The sequence below is a fragment of the Pseudoneobacillus rhizolycopersici genome (genome assembly GCF_054786815.1).
Genome location: NZ_JBTOOE010000019.1, coordinates 1 through 18,515 on the forward strand (window position 1 = coordinate 1; position 18,515 = coordinate 18,515).

The 18,515-nt window shown below is 37.6% G+C and carries 18 protein-coding genes; 5 read left to right on the forward strand and 13 right to left on the reverse strand.

What is annotated here, in order from left to right:
• On the forward strand, positions 1–308 hold a 308-nt coding region (locus ACX9YW_RS16895), incomplete at its 5' end, for a hypothetical protein (RefSeq protein WP_460348573.1).
• A 65-nt stretch (positions 309–373) separates the two neighbouring features.
• On the opposite strand, the gene lpdA is transcribed toward ACX9YW_RS16895, so the two are convergent.
• From lpdA to ACX9YW_RS16920, 5 genes are all read right to left on the reverse strand, one after another.
• On the reverse strand, positions 374–1,786 hold the full coding sequence (gene lpdA / locus ACX9YW_RS16900) for a dihydrolipoyl dehydrogenase (RefSeq protein ID WP_460348575.1): 1,413 nt from the start codon (positions 1,784–1,786) through the stop codon (positions 374–376).
• A gap of 4 nt (positions 1,787–1,790) precedes the next feature.
• Positions 1,791–3,116, reverse strand: a complete 1,326-nt coding sequence (locus ACX9YW_RS16905; protein ID WP_460348577.1) for a dihydrolipoamide acetyltransferase family protein — start codon at positions 3,114–3,116, stop codon at positions 1,791–1,793.
• 68 nt (positions 3,117–3,184) lie between these two features.
• Positions 3,185–4,162 carry an alpha-ketoacid dehydrogenase subunit beta gene (locus ACX9YW_RS16910; protein ID WP_460348579.1) on the reverse strand — a complete coding sequence of 326 codons (978 nt, stop codon included), beginning with the start codon at positions 4,160–4,162 and terminating at the stop codon, positions 3,185–3,187.
• A 2-nt stretch (positions 4,163–4,164) separates the two neighbouring features.
• Entirely contained in the window at positions 4,165–5,280 is a 1,116-nt protein-coding gene (gene pdhA, locus ACX9YW_RS16915; protein WP_460348581.1) for a pyruvate dehydrogenase (acetyl-transferring) E1 component subunit alpha, read from the reverse strand.
• A 394-nt stretch (positions 5,281–5,674) separates the two neighbouring features.
• A complete protein-coding gene (locus ACX9YW_RS16920; RefSeq protein WP_460348583.1) occupies positions 5,675–6,346 on the reverse strand; it encodes a YkyA family protein in 672 nt (223 codons plus the stop codon).
• A gap of 107 nt (positions 6,347–6,453) precedes the next feature.
• Here ACX9YW_RS16920 and def point away from each other — a divergent pair, with 107 nt between their 5' ends.
• The 4 genes from def to ACX9YW_RS16940 all read left to right on the forward strand — a co-directional run bounded on the left by def (position 6,454) and on the right by ACX9YW_RS16940 (position 9,906).
• Positions 6,454–7,008, forward strand: coding sequence for a peptide deformylase (gene def / locus ACX9YW_RS16925; RefSeq protein ID WP_460348585.1), 555 nt, complete (start codon positions 6,454–6,456; stop codon positions 7,006–7,008).
• Positions 7,009–7,475: 467 nt separating this feature from the next.
• Positions 7,476–7,688 (forward strand): DNA-dependent RNA polymerase subunit epsilon, encoded by a 213-nt coding sequence (locus ACX9YW_RS16930; protein WP_460348587.1) that lies wholly within the window; start codon positions 7,476–7,478, stop codon positions 7,686–7,688.
• A 3-nt stretch (positions 7,689–7,691) separates the two neighbouring features.
• On the forward strand, positions 7,692–9,362 hold the full coding sequence (rnjA, locus tag ACX9YW_RS16935) for a ribonuclease J1 (RefSeq protein WP_460348589.1): 1,671 nt from the start codon (positions 7,692–7,694) through the stop codon (positions 9,360–9,362).
• A gap of 115 nt (positions 9,363–9,477) precedes the next feature.
• Positions 9,478–9,906 carry a cell wall hydrolase gene (locus tag ACX9YW_RS16940; protein ID WP_460348591.1) on the forward strand — a complete coding sequence of 143 codons (429 nt, stop codon included), beginning with the start codon at positions 9,478–9,480 and terminating at the stop codon, positions 9,904–9,906.
• A 42-nt stretch (positions 9,907–9,948) separates the two neighbouring features.
• Here ACX9YW_RS16940 and ACX9YW_RS16945 read toward each other — a convergent pair whose 3' ends face one another.
• From ACX9YW_RS16945 to ccpC, 8 genes are all read right to left on the reverse strand, one after another.
• Positions 9,949–10,608, reverse strand: coding sequence for a potassium channel family protein (locus ACX9YW_RS16945; RefSeq protein WP_460348593.1), 660 nt, complete (start codon positions 10,606–10,608; stop codon positions 9,949–9,951).
• Between the two features lie 114 nt (positions 10,609–10,722).
• Positions 10,723–12,543 carry an ABC transporter ATP-binding protein gene (locus tag ACX9YW_RS16950; RefSeq protein ID WP_460348595.1) on the reverse strand — a complete coding sequence of 607 codons (1,821 nt, stop codon included), beginning with the start codon at positions 12,541–12,543 and terminating at the stop codon, positions 10,723–10,725.
• Between the two features lie 22 nt (positions 12,544–12,565).
• A complete protein-coding gene (locus ACX9YW_RS16955) occupies positions 12,566–14,320 on the reverse strand; it encodes an ABC transporter ATP-binding protein (protein ID WP_460348597.1) in 1,755 nt (584 codons plus the stop codon).
• A 146-nt stretch (positions 14,321–14,466) separates the two neighbouring features.
• Positions 14,467–14,922, reverse strand: a complete 456-nt coding sequence (locus ACX9YW_RS16960; RefSeq protein WP_460348599.1) for a TlpA family protein disulfide reductase — start codon at positions 14,920–14,922, stop codon at positions 14,467–14,469.
• A gap of 54 nt (positions 14,923–14,976) precedes the next feature.
• Entirely contained in the window at positions 14,977–15,525 is a 549-nt protein-coding gene (locus ACX9YW_RS16965; protein ID WP_460348601.1) for a peroxiredoxin, read from the reverse strand.
• A 124-nt stretch (positions 15,526–15,649) separates the two neighbouring features.
• Positions 15,650–16,771, reverse strand: a complete 1,122-nt coding sequence (locus tag ACX9YW_RS16970) for an N-acetyldiaminopimelate deacetylase (protein ID WP_460348603.1) — start codon at positions 16,769–16,771, stop codon at positions 15,650–15,652.
• Between the two features lie 54 nt (positions 16,772–16,825).
• Positions 16,826–17,536 (reverse strand): 2,3,4,5-tetrahydropyridine-2,6-dicarboxylate N-acetyltransferase, encoded by a 711-nt coding sequence (dapD, locus tag ACX9YW_RS16975; RefSeq protein ID WP_460348605.1) that lies wholly within the window; start codon positions 17,534–17,536, stop codon positions 16,826–16,828.
• A gap of 77 nt (positions 17,537–17,613) precedes the next feature.
• Positions 17,614–18,498: a transcriptional regulator CcpC gene (gene ccpC, locus ACX9YW_RS16980; protein WP_460348607.1), complete on the reverse strand. Its 885-nt coding sequence runs from the start codon at positions 18,496–18,498 to the stop codon at positions 17,614–17,616.
• Positions 18,499–18,515: the final 17 nt, after the last annotated feature.

The following is an 18,515-nucleotide window of genomic DNA, read 5'->3' on the forward strand; positions in this document are numbered from 1 at the left end:
CTTGGCTACCGATTTCGACTCTCCCACTTAAAATCGGGCGACAAGATTGGCTCTTGGCTACCGATTTCAACTCTTCACACAAAAATCGGGCGACAAGACAGGATCTTGGCTACCGATTTCAGCTCTTCACACAAAAATCGGTCGTCAAGACTGGCTCTTGGCTACCGATTTCGAATCTCCTATTTAAAATCGGGCGACAAGACAGGTCCTTGGCTACCGATTTCAACTTTTCACACAAAAATCGGGCGACAAGACTAGCTCTTGGCTACCGATCCCCTTCTTCCTACCGCATGCATCTAAGAAAGTAAAAATTCACATATCATCGGGAACAAAAAAACCCTCTCAGATTGAGAGGGCCATAGCCAATTAGACATTATTTCACTATCACATGAATTGGACTTCCGATGGCTACTTCTGCGGCTTCCATCGTGATTTCACCTAAGGTTGGATGAGCGTGAATGGTCATGGCTAAGTCTTCTGCCGTCATACCTGCCTCAATAGCTAGTCCAAGCTCAGCAATCATATCTGAGGCACTTGGTCCCGCTATTTGAGCACCAATCACTAAACCGTCTTCCTTACGGGTTACAAGTTTAACAAATCCGTCTGTCGCATTTAAGGCTAAGGCACGGCCATTAGCAGCAAATGGGAACTTTGCAGCAGTAACCTCGATCCCTTCTTCCTTTGCTTGTGCTTCTGTATATCCAACAGAAGCTAATTCCGGATCTGAGAACACAACTGCTGGAATGGCTAAGTAGTCAATTTGTGCAGGATGTCCTGCGATGGCTTCTGCAGCAATTTTACCTTCATAAGATGCTTTGTGAGCAAGTGGTGGACCAGCAATAACATCGCCAATCGCGAAAATATTGTTTACACTTGTACGGCATTGGTTATCAGTCTTAATAATACCGCGCTCTGCCATTTCAATACCAACTTGCTCTAACCCTAGTTCATCTGTGTTCGGTTTACGGCCGACCATGACAAAAACATAATCTGCATCAACTGACTTTTCTTCACCATTAACCTCATAAGTTACGGTAACACCTGTTTCCGTTTCAGTAACACCTTTAGCAAGGGCCTTGGTAATAATCTCAGCACCCTTTTTCTTTAGGTTACGCTTTACAAGTGCGGACATTTGCTTTTCAAATCCACCCAAGATTTCATCTGTACCTTCTAAAATGGTCACCTGTGTACCAAAGCTAGCATAGGCCCCGCCTAATTCGGTACCAATATAGCCTCCGCCAATGACAACAATCTTACCTGGTATTTCAGTGAGCGCAAGAGCTCCAGTTGAATCAAGAACACGCTTAGTGTATTTAAAAGCAGGTAATTCAATAGGACGTGAGCCTGTTGCAATAATCGCATGCTTAAAATTGTACGTTTGTGCCGAGTTTTCATTCATTACCCGCAACGTATTTGCATCGACAAAATAAGCTTCTCCGCGAACGATATCAACTTTATTCCCTTTTAAAAGGCCTTCTACTCCGCCAGTTAGCTTTTTGACAACGCCAGCTTTCCATTCCTGTACCTTGGAAAAATCAACTTTAACATTTTCTACTGTAATACCAATATCATCAGAATGTTTAGCCACTTCATAACGATGACCTGCGGCAATTAGTGCTTTTGAAGGGATACAGCCGACATTTAAGCAAACCCCGCCTAAATTCCCTTTCTCTACAATGGTTACTTTTTGACCTAGTTGTGCAGCTCTAATTGCCGCAACATAACCTCCAGGTCCCGCACCAATGACAAGTGTATCGGTTTCAATTGGAAAATCTCCTACAACCATCTGTTTACGCCTCCATTAGCAATAATTCAGGATCGTTTAATAGTCGCTTAATATGATTTAATGCGTTTTGAGCAGTAGCTCCATCAATCATACGGTGATCGAAGCTTAATGATAATGCTAGTACTGGAGCTGCTACAATTTCGCCATCTCTCACAATTGGTTTCTCTGCGATGCGACCAATACCTAGAATTGCCACTTCAGGATGATTGATAACCGGTGTAAACCATTGTCCACCTGCAGATCCAATATTGGAAATCGTGCAAGATGCACCTTTCATTTCATCTGGAGCTAACTTGCCATCACGAGCTTTTCCAGCAAGCTCATTGATTTCATTTGAAATCGTAAAAACAGATTTCCGGTCGGCATCCTTTACTACTGGCACCAATAAACCTTTTTCAGTATCAGCTGCAATTCCAATGTTGTAGTAATGCTTATGAATAATTTCACCAGCAGCATCATCTAATGAAGTATTTAATGCTGGGAACTCTCTTAATGCACTAGTTAAAGCTTTGACCACATAAGGTAAGAAAGTTAACTTAATTCCTTTGGCTGCAGCCACTTCTTTGAATTTTTTACGATGAGCAACTAACTTTGTCACATCAACCTCATCCATTAAAGTCACATGTGGTGCTGTATGCTTGGAATTAACCATCGCCTTCGCAATAGCCTTACGGATTCCAGACATCTTCTCACGAGTCTCCGGATATTGTCCTTGTGGAATCGTTGCTACAACTGGTGTTTTCTCTTCTGTTGATGCTAAAGCAACTTGGTCTACTGTTTTATCTTCTGCAACGACTTGAGCTGCACCGCCACTTAAGAAGCTATCAATATCTTCTTTTAAGATACGGCCATTTTTACCTGAACCTTGAACACGGAGAAGATCGACACCTTTTTCACGGGCATACTTTCTTACTGAAGGCATCGCAATAACTCGTCTATTTGGGTCAACTGTCTCCTGTGTTTGGGCAATGGCAGCTCCTGTAGTGCTTTCGTTACTTAGAGTTGTCGTTGCTTGAGGTTCTGGTTTTACCTCTTCTTGCTTTGGAGCATCGTCATGGTGATCATCACCTTTAAACTTTAAATGTTCGTACCCAGGTGCATCAAAGGTAATTAAGGTTTGTCCAACGGTTGCAACGGTTCCTTCGGGTACTAATACATCTTCTACAGTTCCTGCTACTGGTGATGGAATTTCCACAACAGCTTTATCGTTTTGAACTTCACACAGGACATCATCTTCTTTTACTTTGTCGCCCTTTTTTACAAACCATTTAACTATTTCACCTTCATGGATACCTTCACCGATATCCGGTAGTTTAAATTGGAATGACACGGTTTTTCCTCCTTAATTCAGTCAGTATGAAAACTTTTACAAGAAAAGGGCAATAATTGCCCTTTAAATTAAAACTCGAGAACCTTTTTCGCTGTTTCAATGATATCTTTGAAGTTTGGTAACCAAACTGTTTCTGCTTGTGGGAAGGCAAATACAGTATCTGGTGCAGCAACACGCAATACTGGTGCTTCCAAACTTAGAATCGCACGATCATTGATTTCAGCAACTACTTGTGCAGCAATACCCGCTTGTTTCTGTGCTTCCTGTACCACAATTGCACGTCCAGTTTTTTCGACAGATGTAATAATTGTTTCAATGTCAAGTGGAGCGATAGTACGTAAATCTATAACCTCTACTGAACGCCCTTCTTTAGCTAGCTCTTCTGCAGCTTTTAATGACTCGTGAACCATTGCACCATATGTGACAATAGTTAGATCTGTTCCCTCACGCTTCACTTCTGCCTTTCCGATAGGGATGGTGTATTCTCCCTCTGGAACTTCCTGTCGGAAAGAACGGTATAGTTTCATATGCTCTAAGAAAATAACTGGATCATTATCACGGATAGCTGAAATTAATAAGCCTTTAGCATCATATGGTGTTGAAGGGATAATTACTTTTAAACCAGGTTGCTGAGCCATAAGCCCTTCAAGACTATCTGCATGCATTTCCGGTGTATGTACACCGCCGCCAAATGGGGAACGGATTGTAACAGGAGCATTATAACGTCCCCCTGAACGATAACGCATACGGGCCAACTGTCCGCTGATGGAATCCATTACTTCATATACAAAGCCAAAGAATTGAATTTCGGGTACCGGACGAAATCCTTGTAATGCAAGACCAATCGCTAATCCACCGATTCCAGATTCTGCAAGTGGAGTATCAAATACTCGTTCCTCTCCAAATTCCTTTTGAAGGCCTTCAGTAGCACGGAACACCCCACCATTAACCCCTACGTCTTCCCCAAAAATTAATACATTAGGGTCATTAGCTAGTTCGGTTCTTAACGCATCGGTGATGGCTTGAATCATAGTCATTTGCGCCATGTCTACTTCGACTCCTTCTCTTTGTAAATTTCATATTGTTCTTTTAGATTTTGTGGCATTTCTTCATACATAATCGAAATTAAGTCAGTTACCTTTTGCTTCGGAGCTTTATCTGCTTCCGCGATGGCTTCCTTAATATCTTCTTTTGCTTTTTCAATTACGTCATTTTCCATTTGTTCATTCCAAATTCCTTTTTTCTCTAGGAACTTACGGAATCTTACAAGTGGATCTTTCTTTTCCCATTCATTATCTAATTCTGCTGTACGATATCGTGTTGGATCATCTCCAGCCATAGTGTGAGGACCATAACGATAGGTTAATGTTTCGATTAAGGTAGGACCTTCACCATTAATTGCACGTTCACGCGCTTCACGTACAGCTGCATATACTGCTAGTGGGTCCATTCCATCAACTTGAATTCCCGGAATTCCTGCTGCAACAGCTTTTTGGGCAATGGTATTAGCCGCTGATTGTTTTTCTACAGGGGTTGAAATGGCAAAACGATTATTTTGAACGACGAAAATGGCTGGTGCTTTGTAGGCGCCGGCAAAATTAATACCTTCGTAGAAATCACCTTGCGAGGAGCCTCCATCACCTGTATAAGTAATGGCAACAGCTTTTACTCCACGCTTCTTCATACCTAGAGCAACGCCTGCTGCTTGAATATATTGAGCTCCGATAATAATTTGTGGCGGTAATGCATTTACTCCCTCAGGAATTTGTCCGCCTTCAAAATGACCTCTTGACCACAGGAACGCTTTTGCTAACGGTAGGCCATGCCAAATCATTTGAGGAACATCACGATAGCCTGGGAGAATATAATCTTCTTTTTCTAAAGCATACTGGGATGCTAACTGAGAAGCTTCTTGCCCTGCCGTTGGCGCATAAAACCCTAAACGCCCTTGACGGTTTAAAGAAATAGAACGCTGATCTAAAATACGTGTATAGACCATTCTTCTCATTAATTCCTGGAGTTGTTCATCATTTAAATCAGGCATTGCACTTTCATTAACGATTTCGCCTTGTTCATTCAATATTTGAAGTGTTTGAAATTGTTGACTCACATTGTCGGACTGGGCAGCTGCATCAAATAATGCTTTTTTTACGTTAGAAGCCATATTACGTCACCTCTTCCTTTCTATTAAGAAAAAATAAATTTTATAATACGAATTTCCTACTTAGATTACCCAAGAAACCATTTAATTAGAAACGAAATGATTGAATCATTTTTATGCGACACCCTAGTTTTCCACAGAACAATTAAAACTAATACATTTTCAATTATATATGTATATCCTATTCTGTATTAATGGTTTTTGATATTAAAGTAGTACAATTTTTTCTACGATTTTAAGTTTACATTAAGTAAGAAATATCGTCAATTGTTTAGTGTTTTTAATTTTTCACTATGGATATATAGTTTATAAACATATAATATTTTATATCTGTATTATTTATTTTATAGTATCTGTATTATAATTAAAAAAAGAAATAGGGCAGATGGTATCTGTCCTATTTCTTTGATTCAATATTTAGACCTGCTTTTTGATAGAAGATTAATTTTAATTGATTATATTCCTCTGTCTTTGCATTAAATTGATCATTTATTTTATGAATTTTCTTATAATTTGCATTAATTTCATTAATTTGGCTTTCTAACTTTTCCATTGTCACATCTTGATTTTTAAAAAGATTATATAATTCTTTGTCTAAATCTAATGCTTTTGAATAAGCCGATTGCAATTCTGTGTGGAGAGCATATCTTTCCATCATCACATCATACGATTGTACCGCACTCTGTTGCAACTCTGGTTCATTTAACTTTTCAATTAACGGCTTTACTTCTTCAAATTGCTGTTTGGATTGTTCGATGCTTTCTGTTTCAGAATCCATCAATGCTGCTCGGTTCTCAACTGACTTCAAGGCCACGTCAGCTAATTGAGCAATTTGTTCTGATTCCTTCATACCTAATGAAATTATTTGATCATATAATTGTTTTTCCTTTTTTTCAGCTTGTACTAAAGGAAGCTGTTGTGTTTCAAACGTTTTCTCAGCAATAACCACCTTTTCCATTATCTCATAGATTTTTTCTGGTATTGCTTTTTGATTAAAGCATCCACTAAGTAGCATAAGATTACTTAATAAAATAAAGAAAATAGCAAGACTTTTTTTCATTTGAACCATTATGATCCCCCCTAATATAATTATTACATACCAATAGTCAGTTAACAATTATCGTATTGTTTGATAAACTATATGGAGATAATGCAAGATGAGGAGTGATTACTCGCATGTTAACAACAAAAGATATCATTCGTGATGGCCATCCGACTTTAAGAAAAATTGCTGAAGAGGTCAAATTCCCTGTCTCGGATGAGGATAAACAAATTCTCCACAGCCTTTTAGAATATGTAAAAAATAGTCAAGACCTTGAAATCGCTCTTCAATATAACCTTCGTCCCGGGATTGGATTAGCAGCGCCGCAAATTAATGTTTCAAAACGAATGATTGCTGTTCATGTAAAAGATGAAAAAGATCAGCTATATAGTTACGCACTTATAAATCCCAAAATCATTAGTCATTCTGTTGAAAAGTCTTATTTGACATCAGGGGAAGGCTGTCTTTCTGTTGATGAAAATATACCTGGTTATGTTCCTCGTTACGCGAGAATTACAGTTAAAGGTTATGATGAGGATGGTAACGAAGTTAAATTGCGACTAAAAGGCCTACCAGCTATAGTTTTCCAACATGAAATTGATCATTTAAACGGAATTATGTTTTATGATTATATTGATAAAACAGACAAATTTAAAGAAATTGAAAATGCTATTGCCATTGACAGATAGACGTTTTCGAAAAGATTGACGATTCGTCAGTCTTTTATTTTTATTTTTGTCTGAATTTCAACATTCCAATTAATTCCACCAGCAAGAGTGAAAAAAATTGTCAAACTATCATATAATATAGTAAAGAGAGAAGGTCGATTTCAAACAAATTTTCATTTAACTAGCATCCCCTTCTTTACATTGGACAAGGATTGTTTAAAATAGGAAGTAAGGAGATGATCCACCATGTTAAAGAAGCTACGTGAAAAGCTTTTAAAACAGTGGAAAGATTTATTGAGAAAAAAAACAATTGCTTAAAAAAGAATTTTTCTTAGTTGAGCCCTTCAAACTTGCGAAGGGCTCCTTCCTTATTGTAAATTAAATCAGACTATTTAAATGAAAAATCAACCAATAAAAGAAAATACATGAAAAAGAAGGTATTTTCTTATATAATAGAAAAAGTTTAATTGGAGTTAGGAGCGAATAAAATGATTTATAAAGTTTACTATCAAGAAGCCGTAACAGAAGTACCTGTTCGTGAAAAGACAAAAACACTTTATGTTGAAGCAAACTTTGAAAGGGAAGTACGCAGTAAGCTGGCAGACCGCGGTTATAACATCGAGTTCATCGAGGCGGTTCAAGGTGCCTATTTAAAATATGAAAAAGAAAATGAAGATTTTAACGTATTGGAGATCGGATAATTTATGAAATTTGTAAAGAATGACCAAACAGCTGTATTTGCATTAGGTGGTCTAGGAGAAATCGGTAAAAATACCTATGCAGTTCAATTTCAGGATGAAATAATTGTGATAGATGCAGGTATTAAATTTCCAGAAGATGAGCTTTTGGGGATAGACTATGTCATTCCTGATTATTCTTATTTAGTTAAAAACGAAGATAAAATCAAGGGATTATTCGTCACACATGGCCATGAGGATCATATTGGCGGAATTCCCTATTTATTAAGGGAAGTTAATATCCCGATTTACGGTGGAAAGCTTGCCCTCGGTTTTATTCGCAATAAATTGGAAGAGCATGGTCTTTTAAGAAATGCAAAGTTAATCGAAATCAAAGAAGAGGATGTTATAAAATTTCGAAAAACCTCAGTATCCTTTTTTAGAACTACACATAGTATTCCAGATACTTATGGAATTGTTGTCAAAACACCAAATGGGCAAATTGTTCACACTGGGGATTTTAAATTTGATTTTACCCCAGTTGGTGAACCAGCCAACTTAACTAAAATGGCAGAAATCGGTAAAGAAGGAGTGCTTTGTCTTCTTTCTGATAGTACGAATAGTGAAATTCCGAATTTCACTATGTCAGAGCGTCGGGTTGGTGAAAGTATTCAAGATATCTTCCGTAAAGTCGAAGGAAGAATTATTTTTGCGACCTTTGCCTCTAATATCCACCGCCTTCAGCAAGTAGTAGAAGCTGCTGTGCAAAATGGTAGAAAAATAGCTGTTTTTGGGAGAAGTATGGAAGCGGCCATTACAATTGGACAAGATTTAGGTTACATTGTCGCTCCTAAAGATACATTTATCGATGCACAGCAGATTAATCGTCTTCCCGCTAACCAAGTGACGATATTATGCACTGGTAGCCAAGGTGAATCAATGGCTGCCCTCTCAAGGATTGCAAGTGGGACACATCGTCAAATTCAAATTATTCCTGGTGATACGGTTGTGTTCTCATCTTCACCGATTCCTGGAAATACGATTAGTGTAAGCCGTACCATTAATATGCTTTTTAAAGCGGGAGCGGATGTCATCCATGGTCCTTTAAGCGATATTCATACTTCTGGACACGGTGGTCAAGAAGAACAAAAACTAATGTTAAGATTAATTAAACCGAAGTTTTTTATGCCAATTCATGGGGAATATCGGATGCAAAAAATGCATTCAAAATTAGCTATTGACTGTGGAGTTCCTGAAGAAAATTGCTTTATCATGGATAATGGGGAAGTTTTAGCACTTTCCGAAGATAGCGCACAAATCGCAGGAAAAGTCCCATCCGGCGTAGTTTATATCGATGGTAGCGGTATTGGTGACATTGGAAATATCGTTTTAAGAGATCGGAGAATCCTTTCTGAAGAGGGATTAGTTGTTGTTGTTGTAAGTGTTAATATGAAAGAATCAAAAATTGCCTCAGGACCAGATATTATCTCTCGTGGATTTGTCTATATGCGCGAATCTGGAGATTTAATTAATGAAGCACAAAATTTATTGTCGAAACATTTAACAAAAGTAATTGCTGACCGAAAAACTACCCAATGGTCTGAAATCAAAAATGAAATTAGCGATACGCTATCGCCATTTTTATATGAAAAAACGAAACGTCGTCCAATGATTCTCCCTATTATTATGGAGGTTTAATCACGACTCTACCCAGCAACTTCATGCTGGGTTTTATTATTTGCAAATAAACGATGGAAACAACGCCACTTAAGAGCAATATGATAAAAGGGAAGTATCACGAAAGGGTGATTGTATGGCGGTTGTAAGTGCAAGAGAAGCCGATATCGATTTATTAGCAAGGCTGCTTAGAGCAGAGGCAGAGGGTGAGGGCAATCAGGGTATGCTAATGGTCGGGAACGTTGGAATTAATCGAATCCGGGCCAACTGCTCCGATTTTAAAGGGATTCGTACTATTCCACAAATGATTTATCAGCCTAAAGCTTTTGAGGCAACTACTAAAGGTTATTTTTATCAGCGGGCAAGAGAAAATGAAAAACAGTTAGCTAGAAGAGTAATAAAAGGCGAAAGAATCTGGCCAGCAAGATTCAGTTTATGGTATTTTCGCCCACCAGGGGATTGTCCGCCAACCTGGTATAATCAACCTCATGTCGGAAGATTTAAACGACATTGTTTCTATGAACCGACAGGTGCCGAGTGTGAAAACGTCTATAACACGTTTTAAATAAAGAAGGTACATGCTAATCTTTGCATGTACCTTCTTTATTTATTGAATGACTTTCTTCTCAAAACGGTTTATATCGGCATCTGCACCGATTACAATTAATATGTCCCCTTTACGGATGACCTCGCTTGCTTGAGGTGAAACTAAAATATCCTCACCTCTTTTCATCGCTACGATATTGATACCGTATTTCGCGCGGATGTCAAGATCAATGAGAGAATGTCCGTCTAATTTATCGCTAGCTACAATCTCAACAATGCTATGTTGGTCTGAAAGTTCCAAGTAGTCAAGAACACTGTTGGATATGATGTTATTGGCAATTCTTCTCCCCATGTCTCTCTCAGGATGTACGACATGGTCGGCTCCTATTTTAAGAAGTACCTTTTCATGATAATCATTTTGTGCCTTGACTGTAATATTTTTAACACCTAATTCCTTTAAAATGAGCGTGGTCAAAATACTTGATTGAATATCGTCACCAATAGCAACAATCACATGGTCAAAATTACGGATTCCAAGGCTCTTAAGTACGTTTTCATCGGTTGTATCTCCAACCACAGCATGAGAAGCAATCATGGTAAACTGGTTAACACGGTCTTCATTACTATCGATCGCCATTACTTCAGCCCCTTGCTCTGAAAGCGCCCGGCAGATGCTTCCCCCAAATCGCCCCAACCCAATTACCGCAAATTCCTTTTTCACGTTTATTCCTCCAGCTAATTAAGCAATATGTATTCATTTTAGCATATATAAAAACACAAACAACCCCATAAGAAAAGACGTGTGAAAACAAATCTAATCACACGTCCAAATAATTTAACTTGCATTATAGACTTGGAATTGAGCATTTACAAGTTGGCTATATTCCCCACCAAGCTGCATCAGCTGCTGATGATTTCCACTTTCGATAATCTCCCCATGGTCTAACACAAAAATATGGTCAGCATCACGAATCGTCGATAATCGGTGAGCAATAATAATGGCTGTTCTGTCCTTTAATAGTGTACGTAAGGCATTTTGAATCTTTAATTCCGTTTCTGTATCAATGCTTGCCGTCGCCTCATCTAATATTAATATCTTTGGATCAGCTAATAAGGAACGAGCAAATGATAATAATTGTCTCTCACCAACAGATAACACATTTCCACGTTCTTCTACTTCCGTCAAATAGCCATTTGGAAGCTTTTCAATAAAGAAATTTGCACCAACAGCCTCAGCTGCCCTTTTGATCTCTTCATCCGTTGCATCCGGCTTACCAAAACGGATATTTTCCATAATAGTTCCGGAAAAAATAAATGTATCCTGTAATACAACACTGATTTGGTGACGCAGACTTTTTAAAGAAATATCTTTAATATTTACACCATCTATTTTTACTACACCACTAGTTGCGTCATAGAATCGACTAACTAGATTGGCAATCGTCGTCTTCCCAGATCCAGTATGTCCGACTAAGGCAATGGTTTGACCAGCCTTTATCGCAAGGTTAATCCCTTTTAACGCGGAACGTTTTTCATCATAAGAAAAGACGACATCTTCAAATTCTATTTGTCCTTTAATTTGATCCAAATGAAGTGGGTTTTCCTTTTCTGCTACTAATGGTTTCTCATCTAAAAACTCAAAAATCCTTTCCGAAGAAGCCATACCCATTAGTAGTTGGTTATAAACCTGTCCAAGCCTTGAAATTGGCTCCCAAAACATCCCTAAATAAAAAGCAAAAGAAACAAATTCCCCAATGGAAAGAGAGTTATCCTGAATTAGACTAGCTCCAAACCAAATTAACACAGCTGTGCCAAGAGCATTGGTCATTTCTACAAACGGTCTAAACATCGCATTTTTTTGTGAGGCAATTCGCCAAGATTCGTACGTTTCCCAATTCACCCCATCAAAAAAGGACATATTTTCTCTTTCTTGAGTAAAAGATTGTGTCACTCTTATCCCCTGGATGCTTTCATTCAAATGTGAATTCATTTTTGCTTGTTTCAAACGAACTAGCTGCCATGCCCTACGAATATTTTTTCGCAAACTCGTCGAAATGAAGAACATAATTGGCAGAATGAGTAGGACAGCAATTGCAAGTGAAGGACTTAAGCTAAATAAGATAATAATGATTCCAACTAGCAAAACAATATCCATTAGCAGATTGATTGCTCCATTTGTAAACAATTCCTGCAACGAGTTAATATCATTCATGATTCTCACTAAAATTGACCCAGCTGAACGCTGATCAAAGAACCGGTGAGATAAGCCTTGTACATGGGTAAATAAATGCTTTCTAAGGTCAAAAATGACACTTTGTCCGAGCTCATTCATCCATTTGATTCGAAAGATATTGGCTACGTAATTGGCAACGTATAAAGAGCCAATGATGGCAATTAAGACAGTTAACAATCCTACATCCTTTTGAACAATTGCTTTATCAAAAGTATATACTCCGATAAGGGTTGGTATCGCTAAACGTACTAGCGTGGTAATGATAACCATTGCAATAGATAAAGGTAATAGGTTTTTGCGGTATGGTTTCATATAACTGAATAAGCGAAGCATTTGTTTCCAGTTAAAAGGCTTATCAATGACTTGATCTGTAGAATAATGAAATCGTTTTAAGACGTTTTCGTTAATTTTTTTCTTTTGCATTACACATTGCACCTCCTTTTATTCATCCTGCTTGTGTTGGTAGATTGACTAGTTGATCCTTATATTGAATTTCGTAAATACGTTGGTATAAACCTTGATTGTTAACGAGCGTGTCATGAGTACCTCTTTCAGCGATCCGGCCGTTTTCTAATACTAAAATTTCATCTGCATGCTTCAGGGAAGAAATTCGATGGGCAATAATAAACGTAGTTCTATTTTTCATTACCTCCACTAAAGCCTTTTGGATTTTGTGTTCAGTCTCCATATCAACTGCACTTGTTGCATCATCAAGGACTAAAATACTTGGATCTACACAAATCGCTCTAGCAATCGCAATCCGTTGTTTTTGGCCACCTGATAGCCCCATTCCCCGTTCACCAAGGATCGTATCGTATCCATCAGGGAGCTCCATTATAAAGTCATGAGCTTGAGCACGTTTGGCGGCATCGATAATTTGTTCCATTGGAGCATCCGGATTACCATAAGAGATATTTGCTTTGATGGATGAAGAAAATAAAAATGATTCCTGTAAAACAAAGCCAATATTTTTCCGTAAAGATAATAGACTATATTCAGTTATTGCACGACCATCAATATAGATTTCCCCACTCACAGGTTCATAAAAACGTGTCATCAGTTGGGTTAAACTTGTTTTCCCTGCACCTGTCGAACCAATTAAACCTACCACTTTTCCTTGGTGTGCACTGAAGGATATATCGTAAAGAGCGTCTTCAGTGTCCTCAGCATAGCTTAGAGTCACATTACGAAATTCTACTTCCCCATGCAGTTTGTCGATTTCTACAGCTCCTGGTCGCTCAACAATTTGTTTCTCCTCTTCTAAAACCTCTAACAACCTTTCACCGGAAGCTTTAGCTTGAGAAAACATATTAATAACGAAACCTAAGTTAACAATTGGCCAAATGATATACCAAACAAGACTATAAAAAGCAACCAATTCCCCTGGTCTTAAGCTGCCATTAATAACTAAATAACCACCAAATGATAATAAGAAAACGACGCTCAAATTTCCTAAAAACTCCATTAACGGGAAATACTTAGCCCAAATAATTGAGGTTGATAAATAACTATCCTTATAATCACCATTGGAGTTATTAAATTTACCGATTTCAAATTCTTCCCGAGATAATGATTTAACTGTATTGATTCCACTAATGTTTTCCTGAACCTTTGTATTCAATTTCCCAAAAGATTTTCGAATCCCCCGAAAGGCTGGGTGAACGGCTCGATCGAATTTATAAACAACTATTCCTAAGAAAGGTAAAGTTATCAATGTCACAAACGTTAAAGCGATAGAATAATAGAACATAACACCAAAACTAATCGCAATTAATAAAACTAGTCTGATTAGTTCAGAGATCCCAAAGGAAAGAAAAAAGCGAAATCCTTCGACATCGGCTGTTAATCGTGACATTAAGTCTCCAGTTTTAGCATTATCATAGTAACGAAATGGTAAAAACTGCAATTTTTTATATAATGCATTTCGAAGCGAAAAAACAGCTTTTATTCCAAATAAATCACCGTAATATTGATTTATGTATGTTGCGACCCCTTTAATGACCATTAGTAGAATAAAGCCAATTGCCAAATATGGAACCCAGTTATATTTTTGCCCCAGTACAACTTCATCTATTGTTAATTGCAAAATAATCGGGTAAACCGTTGTAATGACAGTTAACAATAGTAAAAATACAATCGACCATATAAAATACTTTAAAAACGGCAAATAGTAGGGTTTTAATTTCTTAAATGTATCCATGATGGCCCTCCTTTGTTAGAAATTTTTTAATTTTAAAAATAAGAACATAAATATAAATATATCGGGTTTCGAAGTAATTTACCAGTATTTTGTTTAAAAAATATTGAAAAAGAAAAAACCGACAAGAAGTATTGTCGGTTTTTTCTTTATTCAGCTTTATCTAATTCATCAAGTACACGATTGACACGCTTTTCTAACATTTTCATCCCACTTCCACCCGCTTGGAAGTGACGGAGATTCCCGTCCTTATCAAACACATAGTAGGCTGGAACATATTGATTTTCAAATGCTTCTGTTAACTTATGTTCGCTATCAACAAAAATTGGTTGAGTAATTCCGTGTTCTGCAGCAGTCTTTTTAATTTCTTCGAGGTTTAGATCTTCCTCAGATCTTGGCATATGGACAGCAACTACATTAAGCTTGTCACGATATTGATCACGGAACTGATTAACTTGTGGCATTGCTTCCTTACATAAGTAACAACTTACAGACCAGAAATGAATTAAAGTTGGTTTTTCACCAACCAATTGCTCTTTTGTTACTTCGGCATTTAACCATTCGGTTGCCCCAGTTAATTCCGGCATTGGCTCGCGTAATTTCATCTTTATCTCTCCCTTGTAAAAAGACCTAACTTAAGAGTTAGGTCTAAATAATATTTATACTTTTAAAGTTGCTTGACCTGGCTTCCAGTTAGCTGGGCAAAGTCCACCAGTTTGCAGTGCTTGTAACACGCGAAGTGTTTCGTCCACATCACGGCCGATATTGTTGTGGTTGACAACAGAATACATTAATTCGCCTTTCGGGCTAATGATGAATAATCCACGAAGCGCAATACCTTCTTCTTCAATTAAAACACCATATTCGCGAGAAACCACGTGATTTGTATCAGCCGCTAATGCGTAATTTAAATCACCAAGACCATTGTCTTTACGATCTGTGTTTATCCAAGCAAGGTGAGTATGAATTGTATCAGTTGATACGCCAATTACTACTGCATCTAAATCTTCGAATTCATCATGACGATCAGAAAGAGCTGTGATTTCAGTTGGGCAAACGAAAGTAAAATCCATTGGATAGAAGAAAAGAACAGTCCATTTATCGTTTTTCATGTTTTCTTCAAGGCTTACTTTTCCAAATTTTTTGTCAGCTAATACTGCGTCCATTTCAAAACGCGGTGCTTGTTTTCCTACCATACGTTCTGGCATATCTAATCCCTCCAAATAAAAAATAATTGAGCTATTATGTATTTATTTTCCCCTCAACATTTTCCATTATAGAGGATGTTTACATTTGAGTCAATGTTAGGTAATAATTACTTTAATTAATTATTTATTTACCATCTTTAAATTGAAGGTATTCTTTAATAAAGGTAATCGCTTTATCAATGGCTAGTTCATTGGGGTTGAGCTTAGCATGGTGAAGCCCATAATCGGATGCTACACCTAGCCAAAACATAAAACCAGGGATTCGTTCTATCATATATCCGAAATCTTCCCCTGTCATTGCCTCGCGACATTCAAAAAGGGTCATTTCACTGTGCTGTTTGGTGAATTCCATAAACTCTTTTGTCATTTCCTCATGATTATATACCTGATGGTACATACAACCAAAATCGATTGTGGCAGTACATTCAAATCCTACTTCAATCCCTTTGACAATTGCTTCAACCCGTTTTTTTACTTTTTTCATTGATTCAACTGATAACGTCCGTATTGTACCTTCTAAACGAGCATTTTCAGCAATGATATTTTGTACTGTCCCACCAGTAATTTTTCCAATTGTAATAACAGCACTATCGAGAGGGTCAATATTTCTGGCAATTACCGTTTGTAACTGTGTAACTAACGCACAAGCTGCCACGACCATATCATTTGTGTTATGAGGATAAGCGGCATGTCCACCCGTTCCTTTTAAATCAATAAACAATTCAGATGTATTAGCAAATAGGAGACCTTCCCTTACCGCAACTGTACCGACAGGATATTCAGGCGCGATATGAAGGGCAAAAATCATGTCGGGTAGCCAATCCTGCATAATATCAGAATTTAACATAGGTTCTGCCCCACCCGGTCCTTCTTCTGCCGGTTGAAAAATAAATAATAAATTATCATTGATAGGATTTTGTACAAAATGTGTTAAGACTCCTAAAGCAATGCTCATATGGAAATCATGACCACAAGCATGCATTTTGCCTTCATGAGTAGACTGAAACGCAAAATTTGTCTCTTCTTTAATTGGCAACCCATCCATGTCTGCACGATACCCAATTGTTTTCTTTGGTTGCAATCCCTTTACTTTGACAAAAAGTCCAGTTTTCCATTTTTTTATGGCTAATCTTTCATTTGGCAATGTTGATAGGTATTGTAATAAATAACTTTGAGTTTTAAATTCCTGGTATCCTAGTTCAGGAATTTGATGCAGATCTCTTCTTATGGCGATAAAAGGATTCATTTTCTACCTCCTATTAGAAAAGCGTGGAAGGCTCCACGCTTTTGTTAGTTAACTTTAAAGTTGTCTTAACTCTTGTTTGATTTCTGTTTTTGATTTGGTCTTTTCATCAATTTGTTTAATGACACGAGCCGGAGTACCTGCGACAACTGTGTACGGTGGAACGTCTTCAATAACCACAGCACCTGCAGCCACAACTGCACCCTTTCCTACTGTACAGCCTTCTAAAACAACTGCATTAGCACCAATAACAACATCATCTTCAACAATTACTGGCTTTGCAGAAGGTGGTTCAATTACCCCTGCTAAAACCGTACCCGCACCAATATGGCAATTCTTACCAACGGTTGCGCGCCCGCCTAATACCACATTCATATCAATCATTGTACCTTCACCAATAACGGCACCGATATTTATTGTAGCCCCCATCATAATGACAGCATTATCACCAATTTCAACCTGATCTCTGATTGTTGCACCAGGCTCGATTCTCGCTTTGATATTTTTTGTATCTAATAAAGGAATTGCCGAATTACGACGGTCATTCTCCACCACATAATCTTCAATTTTATCTTTATGTTCTTGTAAAGCTATGTTAATTTCTGCCCATTCACCAAAAACAACTCCTGTATTTCCAGTAATAAACGTTTTTGATGCAGTGCCAAAATCGATATCATCAAGATTTCCTTTTATGTAAACTTTTACTGGTGTTGCTTTTTTGCTATTTTGAATAAACGAGATAATCTCGTTTGCATCCATCATTTTCAATTCATATTCCTCCCTATGGTGTTTTACTAGTTCATACTTTAACAAACATCGATTTTTTAGACAAGTAAATAATTTTATTATTCTTTAGCCAGTGCAATAAATTCTTGAATAACTTCGACAAAGGCTTTAACCTGCTTTAATTCAAAGGCGGATTCATAGCCCAGTAGCCATGTATCACGACTTAAATGTTCTCCGTGTTCATCCAACAATGGTACCTTAAAGATATCTTTTTCGGCTCCATTTAGGGTAATGGCAGGTAAAATAGCATATCCGATTCCATTAAAAGTCATTTGTTTACAAGTTTCAATTTGGTCAACAATAACAGTGCGTTTTGGTGTGGATTGGAACTTACGATGCCACCAGTCCTGGATTTCCTGATAATAATTGGAATCACTTTTAAATTGGATAAATGGCCGATCTGTTTCTAAAACTTGTTCTGGATTCGATATTTCAGTGTCAACCAAATAAAGGCCATCTTTAAACAGATGTATTTTTACTCCCTTCCAATCTGGAGTACCTCTAATAATACCGATATGTACTTGATCCTCATACATGGCTTTTAATATTTCACTACTCCACCCGGTTATTAACGATATTTTTGCTTGTGGATACCGTTGTATAAACATCTTCAGGACTTGTGGTAACCAGTTTTGACCAACTATGGAAGCGACGGCAATTTTCAAGGTTCCATGAACCTCATTTTGAAGAGCATACAGTGCCTCACGTACCTCTTCTTCCCTTTTTAAAGTAACTTTTACAAAATTAATCACATGCTCTCCCTCAGGTGTTAATGATAAGCCTTTTTGAGAGCGAATAAACAGCTTGGCTCCCCATTCCTTCTCAATATTTTGCAGGCGCTGTGATAGGGCAGGTTGGGTAACAAAAAGACGTTCAGCCGCTTTTCTCATATTCATTTCCTGGGCAAGTACAGCTAATAATTGAAATTCAGAAAGAGATGACATTTAATCCCCTCATTATT

Excerpts from the sequence above, each read along its gene's own strand:
- ACX9YW_RS16970 (WP_460348603.1), bottom strand. The coding sequence starts at position 16,771 with ATGAATCCTTTTATCGCCATAAGAAGAGATCTGCATCAAATTCCTGAA.
- ACX9YW_RS16960 (WP_460348599.1), bottom strand. The coding sequence starts at position 14,922 with ATGAAATTACGCGAGCCAATGCCGGAATTAACTGGGGCAACCGAATGG.
- ACX9YW_RS16930 (WP_460348587.1), top strand. The coding sequence starts at position 7,476 with ATGATTTATAAAGTTTACTATCAAGAAGCCGTAACAGAAGTACCTGTT.
- lpdA (WP_460348575.1), bottom strand. The coding sequence starts at position 1,786 with ATGGTTGTAGGAGATTTTCCAATTGAAACCGATACACTTGTCATTGGT.
- def (WP_460348585.1), top strand. The coding sequence starts at position 6,454 with ATGTTAACAACAAAAGATATCATTCGTGATGGCCATCCGACTTTAAGA.
- ACX9YW_RS16920 (WP_460348583.1), bottom strand. The coding sequence starts at position 6,346 with ATGGTTCAAATGAAAAAAAGTCTTGCTATTTTCTTTATTTTATTAAGT.
- ACX9YW_RS16940 (WP_460348591.1), top strand. The coding sequence starts at position 9,478 with ATGGCGGTTGTAAGTGCAAGAGAAGCCGATATCGATTTATTAGCAAGG.
- ACX9YW_RS16955 (WP_460348597.1), bottom strand. The coding sequence starts at position 14,320 with ATGGATACATTTAAGAAATTAAAACCCTACTATTTGCCGTTTTTAAAG.
- ACX9YW_RS16950 (WP_460348595.1), bottom strand. The coding sequence starts at position 12,543 with ATGCAAAAGAAAAAAATTAACGAAAACGTCTTAAAACGATTTCATTAT.
- ACX9YW_RS16965 (WP_460348601.1), bottom strand. The coding sequence starts at position 15,525 with ATGCCAGAACGTATGGTAGGAAAACAAGCACCGCGTTTTGAAATGGAC.
- rnjA (WP_460348589.1), top strand. The coding sequence starts at position 7,692 with ATGAAATTTGTAAAGAATGACCAAACAGCTGTATTTGCATTAGGTGGT.
- ACX9YW_RS16910 (WP_460348579.1), bottom strand. The coding sequence starts at position 4,162 with ATGGCGCAAATGACTATGATTCAAGCCATCACCGATGCGTTAAGAACC.
- ccpC (WP_460348607.1), bottom strand. The coding sequence starts at position 18,498 with ATGTCATCTCTTTCTGAATTTCAATTATTAGCTGTACTTGCCCAGGAA.
- pdhA (WP_460348581.1), bottom strand. The coding sequence starts at position 5,280 with ATGGCTTCTAACGTAAAAAAAGCATTATTTGATGCAGCTGCCCAGTCC.